Annotated in this window: 10 protein-coding genes; 4 read left to right on the top strand and 6 right to left on the bottom strand. The window is 37.3% G+C overall.

Annotated features, from left to right (window positions below):
• The first annotated feature begins 528 nt into the window (after positions 1–528).
• A complete protein-coding gene (locus tag BR72_RS22000) occupies positions 529–1,053 on the top strand; it encodes a CotO family spore coat protein (protein WP_035437130.1) in 525 nt (174 codons plus the stop codon).
• 53 nt (positions 1,054–1,106) lie between these two features.
• On the opposite strand, the gene BR72_RS21995 is transcribed toward BR72_RS22000, so the two are convergent.
• Positions 1,107–1,556 (bottom strand): CotY/CotZ family spore coat protein, encoded by a 450-nt coding sequence (locus BR72_RS21995; protein WP_035437127.1) that lies wholly within the window; start codon positions 1,554–1,556, stop codon positions 1,107–1,109.
• Between the two features lie 135 nt (positions 1,557–1,691).
• On the opposite strand from BR72_RS21995, the gene BR72_RS21990 reads away from it, so the two are divergent.
• On the top strand, positions 1,692–2,051 hold the full coding sequence (locus BR72_RS21990) for a DUF1360 domain-containing protein (protein ID WP_035437125.1): 360 nt from the start codon (positions 1,692–1,694) through the stop codon (positions 2,049–2,051).
• A gap of 64 nt (positions 2,052–2,115) precedes the next feature.
• Positions 2,116–2,295, top strand: coding sequence for a cytochrome C oxidase subunit III (locus BR72_RS21985; protein WP_081904967.1), 180 nt, complete (start codon positions 2,116–2,118; stop codon positions 2,293–2,295).
• 120 nt (positions 2,296–2,415) lie between these two features.
• Here the strand turns inward: BR72_RS21985 and BR72_RS21980 are convergent, their stop codons facing one another.
• From BR72_RS21980 to BR72_RS21965, 4 genes are all read right to left on the bottom strand, one after another.
• Positions 2,416–4,473 carry an ATP-dependent helicase gene (locus tag BR72_RS21980; protein ID WP_035437121.1) on the bottom strand — a complete coding sequence of 686 codons (2,058 nt, stop codon included), beginning with the start codon at positions 4,471–4,473 and terminating at the stop codon, positions 2,416–2,418.
• Between the two features lie 490 nt (positions 4,474–4,963).
• The gene (locus BR72_RS21975; RefSeq protein ID WP_035437118.1) at positions 4,964–5,386 is read right to left on the bottom strand and encodes a GNAT family N-acetyltransferase; all 423 of its coding nucleotides are present in this window, start codon (positions 5,384–5,386) and stop codon (positions 4,964–4,966) included.
• A gap of 1 nt (position 5,387) precedes the next feature.
• A complete protein-coding gene (locus tag BR72_RS21970) occupies positions 5,388–5,906 on the bottom strand; it encodes a YjcG family protein (RefSeq protein ID WP_035437116.1) in 519 nt (172 codons plus the stop codon).
• Positions 5,907–5,999: 93 nt separating this feature from the next.
• Positions 6,000–6,731 (bottom strand): alpha/beta hydrolase, encoded by a 732-nt coding sequence (locus BR72_RS21965; RefSeq protein ID WP_035437114.1) that lies wholly within the window; start codon positions 6,729–6,731, stop codon positions 6,000–6,002.
• Positions 6,732–7,138: 407 nt separating this feature from the next.
• On the opposite strand from BR72_RS21965, the gene BR72_RS21960 reads away from it, so the two are divergent.
• Positions 7,139–8,050, top strand: a complete 912-nt coding sequence (locus BR72_RS21960) for a DMT family transporter (RefSeq protein WP_035437112.1) — start codon at positions 7,139–7,141, stop codon at positions 8,048–8,050.
• Between the two features lie 56 nt (positions 8,051–8,106).
• On the opposite strand, the gene BR72_RS21955 is transcribed toward BR72_RS21960, so the two are convergent.
• Positions 8,107–8,484, bottom strand: a complete 378-nt coding sequence (locus BR72_RS21955) for an Ig-like domain-containing protein (protein WP_035437110.1) — start codon at positions 8,482–8,484, stop codon at positions 8,107–8,109.
• Positions 8,485–8,887: the final 403 nt, after the last annotated feature.

Raw genomic sequence — 8,887 nt, 5'->3', positions numbered from 1 at the left:
TCCAGTCGGCCCAGTCGGTCCAGTCGGTCCAGTTGGCCCAGTCGGTCCAGTTGGCCCAGTCGGTCCAGTCGGTCCAGTCGGTCCAGTCGGTCCAGGTTCTGGTATAGGAAATGCACATTGAAACGGTATGCATTTGTTATTATTCGAATTACCCAAATTGAATCCTCCTTATTTCTTTAATAAAATAGTCAATTCCATACATTTTATGAATTATAAAAGAGATTGGTACTGGGTTATCTCTCTAAATGGGAGATTTCTTGATAGAGAAAAGGAATCTTTCCCCTGTCACATGCAAGGGCTAAAACACAGATAGAAAATAATACAAGGAAACATAGTTTTATTGCTTCGTACACTCTAAATTTATTTAATGAAGAGAAGTGAAAAATGGTTATAGACCAACTCCTAGTTTTAAGAGAATAGGGAAAATGCCTTATATACATAGAGAAAGAAGTGATTTTTAACGAAACTTCTCCGTTCTGTATGAATATAACTGTAATAACGTATGTTTTAGTAAAAAGGGGGATGGAGATGGTGAAGAAACAAATAAAAAAAGGAGAAAATCAACCGTTATTATATATTCATCATTTAGATTTATATAAACTCCAGCGCCATATGCAGCAAAGTGTGATTGTGAAACAAATAGAACGAACTGCTGAAGTAACGGAAAGTGAGACAGAAGATGTGGAAAAGGGAAAACAAACTCAAGGGGCTGTAGAAGAAATGCATGTGGCTGATCAACATAATGTGCAAATGGATCCAACGGAAGAAGAGCGTCTAGAGCAAGGTAAGGAATCATTTGTAGAATCTTCAAGTAGTGCATGGCAAAATAAATCGTTTAAAGATATGAATAACGAGGAAAAAATTTATTTTTTGTTAAATCAACCTCATTATATACCAAATGTAAAATGTATTGTGAAAACAGAAAAAGCTTCTTATGTAGGGGTTATTACTTCTTATGAAAATGGAGTGCTGCAAATGTTGATACCAAGCCATATTGGGAATTTCCCTCTAAACATAGAAGAGGTAGTATCGATTCGCATGATGGGACTATGATGTGGAAAAGGTGGTAGGAATCCTACCACCTCAATAGTTTTTTGGTTTACACATTATACGCCTGCAACGTGTACATCACGTAAGCATTGGATTGCACAGAAACAATTTAGATCAACAGTTACAACAGAATTTGTTGCTTGTAGTGTAGCAGTAGGGGTATTTAAGAAGTAACAAACTGGATTTTGATCATGTGGTACGTTTTGTACTTCTAATCCACGTAATACTGCACAGCAATCGTCTACACTTTCTACGCGAAGGATCAACGTAGTACAATCTGTAGTATTAGTGGAAGGAATAAATACTTTGAATGGATCTCCTTCACTAGTAAATAAGATAAATGGGCGTGTATTAGCGAGTCTAGAGCCTTGATGTGCACCAAGGAATGGAACATCGCAACCTGTCGGGCATGTGCTTGTTGCGCAATCTTGTAATTCATTGATGAAGTTTACAACATCACATACGCAATTCATGCGCATAACCTTTTTATCATCATTGTTACCCATTCTTTTCACTCCTTATCATAAGTTTTGATTACACTAATAGAATATTGAATGCGAGGTAAATCGGTTACTGCTCTCAAGTTGTTTTTTTCAAAGGATAAGCCTGTATTTAGCCGGAAAGAAAAGGAGATGAGGAACTTGTTTTTTGAGAGTTGGCTTATGTTTTTTATTTTTTCATGTGCAGTATTTCGGTTAACACGCCTTTTGGTCTTTGATAAGATTACATCTTTTATACGTGCGCCTTTTATTGAAGAAATACAGATTACAGAAGAGGATGGTTCGGTTTCAACGTATATGAAAATAAAAGAAGCAGGTTTACGTAAATTTTTTGGGGAATTGTTAAGTTGCTATTGGTGTACAGGGGTATGGGTGAGCGCTCTATTACTTATATGTTATGAATGGATTCCGAAAGTAGCAGAGCCTATTATTGTATTATTAGCAGTTGCTGGGGCTGCGGCGATAATTGAAACGATTGTAATTCGATGGCTGAATGAGTGAGAAATGAAGGAACGAAACAGAAGGGTTGTTCATATAGTAAAGAGAGTGTTAAAAAATAGAGGAGATGTTTGCCATGGCGAAGTATCAGCAACCAAATCCATATAATAATCTTCAATATTGGTATCAAATGCAGAAACAGCAACAAGGGCAACAGGAAGAGCAGCAACAAGGGCAGCAACTAGAACAGCAAGGGTATGTGAAGAAAAAAGGTTGTAACTGTGGTGGAAAGAAAAATAGGTATTAATAAATAATGAAACATGTAATTAATGAGTCTGCTTTTGAACAAAAAATACCCTGTTTTATCCTTTGGGTAAGAAAAAACAGGGTATTTTTTGTTTTATTTCAGAAATATTTACGTCATATGTTATTTTGTTTTTTGTAGGTCATTCCTCGTCAAAAATAAAAATCTCGAAACATCAAGTTTTTTTCCTCTAAAAAACTGCGGAGAAGAAATGTATAATTCTTCTTTTGCTCGTGTAATTGCCACGTATGCTAAGCGTCGTTCTTCTTCTAATGCCTCGGAGGTATCAGTGACACGGTCGTTTGCATCTTTTAATGATGAGGAATGCGGTAATATTCCATCGCTTGCACCGAGTAAGAAGACGCATGGGAATTCAAGACCTTTGGCGTTATGAATTGACATAAGCGAGACAGCATCTTGCTGGACTCTTGTTTTTAATGCTTCCATTTCTTTTTGATTTTGTATTGCTGCGTTTACAAATTCTAAATACGCTGGAATGTCGGAAAAGCGATTTGCGGATTCAATGAGCTCTTCAAGCATTTCTTCTTGTATTTCTTTTTGCATTGTGAAAGAAGAGCGGTCATTGCTTTGCAGATATTCTAAGTATTGTCCTTTTCCTTTAATGATTTCTTTTAATGCTTTTTTCGGTTCCAGTTCTTTAATAAATTTCAGAAAATCAATACGGTCATTAATTTTCTTTACTTGGAACGATTTTAAACTCGGATTGAGTAAAAGAAAATGTAAAAGGGAAGGGAAACGTCCTTCACCGTATTTCCATTGCTCTCGTTCAATAAATGATATACATTCATCGCGTCCAATATACATCGTTGGTAAAATACTTGCGAGTGATTCTAAACGAAATGGTTCAAAGGCCAACCGTAGTTGATCTAATACCGGCTTAATAAGGGAGTGCTCATAAAATGATTGGCTTGCTCCATATTTGACGAACGGTATTTTATGAATCGTAAGCTGATCGAGTAAGGACCGGCTTACAGAATGTGTCCGGTATAATAAGCAAAAGTCTGTATAGCGTCGCTGGCCGCTTGCTACTTTATCCTGAATCAGTTGCAATATTTGATTCGCTTCATCCAATGTTGTTGCTGGTCTTGAATAAAACGGCTGTATGCCTTCTTCGCGAACGGAGTACAGTTCTTTGTTAAAGCGTTCTTGATTTAGCTTAATGACTTCATTACCAAGGCCAACGATGTATGGATTCGAGCGATAGTTCGTATTTAAAGTAATAATGGTTGTATCATCAAATTCTTTTGGGAAAGAAAGGATAATTTGATGACTAGCTCCGCGCCAGCCGTATATCGCTTGATCATCGTCACCTGCGATAAATAAGTTGTTTTGCGGCGCTGCTAATAATTTTACAATTTCATACTGAGCGTATGATGTATCTTGAAATTCATCGACTTCAATATATTGAAAGCGACCTTGCAGCTGCGTTAATAAAGCGGCATTATTTTCTAGCAAATAGAATGTTTCAAGTAAAATATCATCAAAGTCTAAATAGCTATGACTTTTTTTTACGTCTTCATAGCGGTGATACACTTCTTGAAATTCACGTTCCACAGGTGTTTTAGCTTGTACATCTTTCGGTCTATTTAATTTATTTTTTTCAAGTGAAATCATTGCTAGCATACTTTCCGCGTCATAGTCATCTTTTAAACGAAGTTCTTTTAAAATTTTCTTTATAATAATTTGTTTATGTTTTTCATTTGCTAAAATTTGTTGGTTGTATCCTTGGCTGCGAAGTAACTTTAAGAACACAGAATGGAATGTTCCAGCAACTAGATATTGGCTCGCTGCGGGTGTCATACCAGGTAATGTTGCTACGCGGTTTCGAATTTCTTCCGCTGCTTTTTGTGTAAAGGTAAGCAGCAATATGTTGCGCGGGTAAACACCTTTTACATTGACTAAATAGCCAACGCGCGTAGTTAAGACAGATGTTTTTCCGCTGCCGGCACCAGCCAATGTAAGAACGGGCCCTTCAGTCTGACGAACAGCTTCTAATTGCTTTTCATTTAAATATATTCCTTGTTTTTCAAGAGCGCGAAAATAAGTAACATCCGCATCGTTTTGATGAATTAAGTCCGTAGATGTTTTCGGAATATGATAAATTGCGCGAGGTATATTCGAATGGGTTAATGATTTTTGCGAAAAATTTTCCTTAGTCATAATTTCACCTTCAATAAGTAGCATCAACTTATAACTTTATCGGAAGATAGAGGAAATGGCAATGTAAAAAAGTGAGATAGTAATGTGGTTAGGGGTGAATACAAATTGAGCCCCCTACTAAAAACCTCTTTTTTTAGATGGGCGAGAGGAACTGGCCATGCGTAGAAGCGGTCAGTGCTTATTTCTGCCCCGTGCGGTGTTAAAACAAGGGGAGAAAGCGAGTGTAGGTCACTTTTTGTTTTGCGTGGCCGCAATTTATATGTTGAAAAAACGAAACAAAAGCTCTTTTCTTGTTAGAGGAGTGAGAGGGACTGGCTGTGCGTGGTAGCGGTCAGTGCTTATTTCTGCCCCGTGCGGTGTTAAAACAGAGAGAGAGAAAGCAAGAGTAGGTAACTTTTAGTTTGGGATAGCCTTGATTTATATGTTGAAAAAGCGGAACGAAAGTTGATTGTAGAAATTATAAAAAGAAGCGCTAGGCAAGCGCTTCTTTTTATAGTTGTTTTATCATTACAACATGTGGGATGTCAGCTTCCATGAATACGTCAGAAGTTGTTTTGTAGCCAAGTTTATGGTAAAACGGCTCGGCGTGTGTTTGCGCATGAAGTTTCAGTTTTGGAAGTGATTCTTCTTTTGCAAGGGATTCTAATGCGTCCATGATGATCTTGCCGGCCCCTTTTTGGCGGTGAGATGATAGGACACAGATGCGTTCCATTTTCCCGATACCATCGACGATGCGAAAGCGCCCAGCGCCAACTGGAACATCTTGATCGTATAAAACAACGTGTTTTGCAGTGTGATCATATTCGTCATATTCTTCTTCAGCTGAAACCTTTTGTTCATCTACAAATACTTGTTTACGAACGGAAAAGGCACCCTCAAGTTGCTTTTCGTTTTGTACGACTTGAACTTGCAAATTATTGTTGCTCCTTTCCTAAATGGAATGTTTCGTGTACTGACCATGTATCATTTTCTAATTGATATAGTAAATGGAAACGATCGATTGGTTGCTCATAATAGAAATCCTTCATCTTTAAGCGACCTAAAACATCCGCATGCTCAGCGTCTGATAAATGTTGTCCAATTGTAAGGTGCGGCACAAAAGCATATTCGCGATCTTGTGTGAACATACCACTATGCATTTCTTCGTTTAGGAATGTTAATTCTGGTGTTTTTTCAACTTTAAAATAAATAACATTATTTACAGGTGCAAAAGAGCTCACTTTTCCGACATGTAATGTAAAAGGGTTTGTTTTCTTTGCAATTGTATGAAGCTCTTGCACAATCGTTTCTAATTTTTCATCAGCTACTTCGAAAGGTGTTTTTAATGTAATGTGTGGTGGAACTAATGCATAATGTGGATCATAACGCTTACGCAGACCGTTTGCTTTATCTTGAATCATTTTTGATGGAAAAATTACAATACCTAGTTTCATCTCTAAATTCCTCCCCTTGTCTGAACGTAAAATGCTTGTATGAAAACAAAACTCCATTTTATTATATCAGATAATTCTGAATGACACTGTATATTATTTCAGCGCTAGCATTTGAGAAAATGCATGTGGCAAGTTTTTTTGCCAATATTTCCATGTATGATTCCCATCAAACTCTTCGTAATAAGTTGTAAATCCTCTATCAGTAAGAAGAGAATGAAGTTCACGGTTTGGCGCTACAAAATCAGAAATATTACCATCTGTCGTTTTTACGGCTGTTTCTTCTGTACCGATGATGTGATATAAATCTAGCATGTGCGGCTGCGTAAAGGCTTTAGCGCGCTCTAGTACAGATTCATTTACAAATGGCGACTGCATAATTACTTTTCCGAATGTATGCGGATACATAAGTGCTGTCATAAATGAAACTGTACCGCCTAAAGAATCTCCGATTAAAACGCGGCCTTTCCCCATTTGATATGTTGGGTACTGTTCATCTAAATATGGAACGAGTTCATGAGCTAAAAAGCGAATGTACATGTCATTTTGTGATCCATTTGGATGATATTTTTCTTTTCGATTGTGTACATCCTTATATGGAATACCAACAATAATTGTTCGATCAATTTCCTCTGTTTCGCGAAGGGACTCTATAACGCGATGTGCTTTACCAAGTTGAAAATAATCTCTCCCATCTTGCGCAATAACAATTGTGTGCTTATGAAGCGGCGTGAAATTGGCTGGTAAATAGACGAGAAGCGTAAGTTCTTCTTGCAGTGATTTGCTGTAAAATGTTAGTTCTTCAATTTTCCCTATTGTTTGTGTCATCGTGTAATCTCCCCTAAGTAAAAAGTTACTACAACTTTATTTTAGCATAAGAATAAGAAGAATCTAAAAAATTAGTATTCAGTATTGGAAGAAACGACTATAATGAAATGAGAATTTTACTTAATATAAATAAAGATTGAAAAAACGACATAAAAAACCTTTTCTTTTTCGAGGAGCGAGTGCACCTGACTATGCATAGAAGCGGTCGGGTCTTTTTCCTGCCACGTACTAGATTTAAAGCAAAGGGAGAAGGCGGAATCGGGTCAAGTTTTCGCACCTATAAAGAAAAGCGGAGTCGACTGTTCAGGCCTGTTGGCTAAGGTTCTTAGACATGAGGGCCTAGGAGGCAGAGCTAGACAAATATGTTTGAAAATCAAAATGTATTTATACAGATAAGGAGACAGCATATGAAGCAGCAAAAATCAATAGCACTGCCGTTAGCGATTTCGATTATTACGATTTCATTTGCGGCTATCTTTGTAAAAATGTCTACAGCACCATCTTCTATTTTAAGTATGTATCGTTTATGGATGATTGTCATAATTATGCTTCCTATTGTATGGAAGAAAAGAGAGGAATTTACGAGAATTAAGAAGAAAGACTGGGTATTTTTAAGTGGATCCGGTTTCTTTTTAGCGCTGCATTTCCTTCTATGGTTTGCATCGTTAAAATATACAACAGTTGCAAGTTCAACGATTATTTTGGCATTGCAGCCACTCGTATCTCTTATCGGAGGATTTTTCTTATTTAAAGAAAGAACAACACTCATTTCACTAGCAACAATGGGAATTGCTATTATTGGTGTAGGATGTATTGGATGGGGAGATTTAGGACTAAGCGAAGAGGCCGTCTTAGGGGATATACTATCATTCTTTAGTGTAATTGCAGTGGTTGGCTATTTATTTATAGGGCAAACGACAGTGAAAAAAGTATCACATTGGATTTATAGTTTTACTGTCTTTACATTTGCAGCTATATTTTTAAGTATATATAACATGATGTTGCAAATTCCACTTACAGGATATTCATCATGGGACTGGACTGTATTTTTCTTACTTGCAACTGTACCGACTATATCTCAAATGATTAATAACTGGTTATTGAATTATGTAAATGCAACAACCATTTCTATGAGTATTTTAGGTGAGCCTGTTGGTGCGATGATCCTTGCTTTCTTTTTACTCGGTGAAAAATTAAATTCTACGCAAGTGGTCGGAAGTGTTCTTGTATTATGCGGCGTATGTATCTTTTTATTACAGCAACAAAAGCGCCCATATAAAGAATCGGTAGAAGGTATGGGATATCCGCAAGAGACGTAAGGAAGAAGTGTTTAGGCAACTAGCCATCAGTGAGGAGCCGATGGCTAGTTTGTATTTTATTTAGGCTTTATTATATAGGGCTGAACGTAAACTATACATAGATCGCGAAATTTACCTTCTGCAGTTGTGACAATAATAACGGCTCGTCCAGACTGTTTTCCTATTACAGTTGCTTTCTGATGTTCGGTATGAATCTCTGCAATATGGGGGTTTGTGCACGTCCAAATGACCTCTTGGTTACTTGCTTGTGAAGGAAGGACAGCTGCTGTAAGCTCGGCACGTTGCCCATTTTTTAGTTTTAACTTAGCTTTCTGCAGTTGTATACCGATGACCGGCACAGGAGAAGGGAGAATAGAAATATGAGGCAGATCTGTTTGTAGTGCAGCACATGAAGAAGATATAGGGTGTTTTTGTGAGTGAAATGGTGATTGCATATAAGGTGTCCTCCTTCTTATTAATGTTCTTAGTTATACTATATACAAAGAATGTTAGAAATAATTTAAGGTAATATAAAGAATTTGTTAATTTACAGAAAATTCAGTACAATAATATGTAAATACAAATTGAAAAAATGACATAAAGTGAAACTTTAATCAGTGGGGGTTTTCTTCATCCCCCACTGATTATCAGCCCTCACCAATCGGGCTTTTACGGGCAGTTTATCTCCCGCCTAACTTCTTAAGAAAAGCGGAAGCGGCTCGCTCAGAATCGCAGGACGCCCACGCCCCTGACGAGGCCACTGAAAAAGTCCTCATAGTTCAAAAAGTGAAAGCTTCCCCGATGAAATCGAGGAAGCTTTCACTTTTTTTATGTATAATGGTTGTACTAACTCTAGGT

This window comes from Bacillus sp. UNC322MFChir4.1, assembly GCF_000746135.1.
GTDB lineage: Bacteria > Bacillota > Bacilli > Bacillales > Bacillaceae_G > Bacillus_A.
The sequence above is the reverse complement of the archived record's forward strand: the minus strand, read 5'-3'. Positions and strand labels throughout refer to the sequence as shown.

Bases quoted from the DNA above. Each gene is read 5' to 3' on its own strand.
- BR72_RS22000 (WP_035437130.1), top strand. From the start codon at position 529: ATGGTGAAGAAACAAATAAAAAAAGGAGAAAATCAACCGTTATTATAT.
- BR72_RS21995 (WP_035437127.1), bottom strand. From the start codon at position 1,556: ATGGGTAACAATGATGATAAAAAGGTTATGCGCATGAATTGCGTATGT.
- BR72_RS21985 (WP_081904967.1), top strand. From the start codon at position 2,116: ATGTTTGCCATGGCGAAGTATCAGCAACCAAATCCATATAATAATCTT.
- BR72_RS21980 (WP_035437121.1), bottom strand. From the start codon at position 4,473: ATGACTAAGGAAAATTTTTCGCAAAAATCATTAACCCATTCGAATATA.
- BR72_RS21970 (WP_035437116.1), bottom strand. From the start codon at position 5,906: ATGAAACTAGGTATTGTAATTTTTCCATCAAAAATGATTCAAGATAAA.
- BR72_RS21965 (WP_035437114.1), bottom strand. From the start codon at position 6,731: ATGACACAAACAATAGGGAAAATTGAAGAACTAACATTTTACAGCAAA.
- BR72_RS21960 (WP_035437112.1), top strand. From the start codon at position 7,139: ATGAAGCAGCAAAAATCAATAGCACTGCCGTTAGCGATTTCGATTATT.
- BR72_RS21955 (WP_035437110.1), bottom strand. From the start codon at position 8,484: ATGCAATCACCATTTCACTCACAAAAACACCCTATATCTTCTTCATGT.